This window comes from Kitasatospora sp. NPDC127035, assembly GCF_042726075.1.
In the GTDB taxonomy this organism is placed as follows: Bacteria; Actinomycetota; Actinomycetes; order Streptomycetales; family Streptomycetaceae; genus Kitasatospora.
The window spans coordinates 1-1,019 of record NZ_JBHXDN010000180.1 but is presented as its reverse complement, the minus strand read 5'-3'; the positions used below and the strand labels follow the sequence as shown (position 1 = coordinate 1,019).

Annotated in this window: 1 protein-coding gene; it reads left to right on the top strand. The window is 73.0% G+C overall.

What is annotated here, in order from left to right; translation table 11 throughout:
- Nucleotides 1–53 precede the first annotated feature (53 nt).
- On the top strand, nucleotides 54–971 hold the full coding sequence (locus ACFWIC_RS41115; protein WP_380522334.1) for a hypothetical protein: 918 nt from the start codon (nucleotides 54–56) through the stop codon (nucleotides 969–971).
- Nucleotides 972–1,019: the final 48 nt, after the last annotated feature.

Below are 1,019 nucleotides of genomic sequence, written 5' to 3'. Positions count from 1 at the left end.
GGGCACCACTGGCGCAACCCCCTCTGGCACCACAACGACGGATCATTCGCGGAATGGTGACCCACATCCCCCTCACCGCCACCACCGACCCCCGCCACGGCGGACGGTGGACCAGCCTGCGGGGCGGCGGACGCGAATGGCTCTGGCACCGCCACTGCCCCGCCCGCGACACCGTCCGACCCGGCGACCCGTTCGTCGACGCCGGCGGTCTGGAGGAATGCGTCCCCACCATCCGCGGCAACCCCGACCACGGCGACGCCTGGTCCCGGCCCTGGCGGCGCGACGCTGACACCGACATGATCGACCACCCCGACTTCGTCCTGCACCGCAGCCTGCGGCAGGACCCGACAGGGGCACTGTCCGCCTCCTACCGCCTGTCGGCGGACCCCGGGTACCGCTTTCTCTGGGCCGCCCACGCGCTGCTCGACGTGACCCCCGGCGCCCGGCTCGTCGCGCCCGCGGGAACGGCCACCCGGGTCTTTCCCGAGGCCGCCCACCTGATCGACGAACCCTGGCCCGACAACACCCCCCACCTCACAGGGCACTGGCCCAAGCCGCTCGGACTGCCCCTGGACCGCCTCGGCCCCGAGGACGGCATCGCCGTGGGCACCATCCTCACCCGCTGCGCGGACATCTCGGTCACCGACGGACCGGACACACTCCGCCTGACCCTCCACACCGACGCCGACGTCCCCCTGTCCGTCGCCCTGTGGCGCAACCTCCGCGGCTACCCCACCGCCGCTCCCTACCGCAGCATCAGCGTCGAACCCATGCTCGGAGCCGTCTTCGACCTCGCGGACGCCGGAGAAGACGACGCCGCCACCGTCCCCGCCGACGGCGAACTGCGCTGGGAACTCGAGATCACCGCCACCCGCGACACCTTCACCCGCCCGGCCCCGCCTGCGACGAGAGCGCCCCATGAATCTGACCGAGTTGCCCTGCCGCACCCTCGCGATCGTGCGGGGGCGTGACCGTGACGCCGCGCTGCGAACCGTGCTGACCCTCGCCGAGGAGGGCAT